General features: G+C 51.4%; 1 protein-coding gene. It reads left to right on the top strand.

All coding sequences use genetic code 11. The annotated features are described in order from the left end of the window. Window positions 1-42: 42 nt before the first annotated feature. Window positions 43-222, top strand: a 180-nt coding sequence (locus tag HMPREF0298_RS11410; RefSeq protein ID WP_006841369.1) for an efflux RND transporter permease subunit, incomplete at its 3' end; no start/stop codon positions are given.

The raw sequence follows: 222 nt of genomic DNA, 5'->3' as shown, positions 1-222 counted from the left end.
GCGCTCTGAAAGTGCTACCCATGCGCATTGAGGGAATAACCAATGATTGAATGGATTATTCGTCGCTCGGTGGCGAACCGTTTTTTGGTGCTGATGGGCGCGTTGTTTCTGAGCATCTGGGGCACCTGGACCATCATTAATACGCCAGTGGATGCGCTGCCGGATCTCTCCGATGTGCAGGTTATTATTAAAACCAGCTATCCCGGTCAGGCACCACAAATC

The sequence above is a fragment of the Corynebacterium lipophiloflavum DSM 44291 genome (assembly GCF_000159635.1).
GTDB classification, from domain to species: domain Bacteria; phylum Actinomycetota; class Actinomycetes; order Mycobacteriales; family Mycobacteriaceae; genus Corynebacterium; species Corynebacterium lipophiloflavum.
The sequence above is the reverse complement of the archived record's forward strand: the minus strand, read 5'-3'. Positions and strand labels throughout refer to the sequence as shown.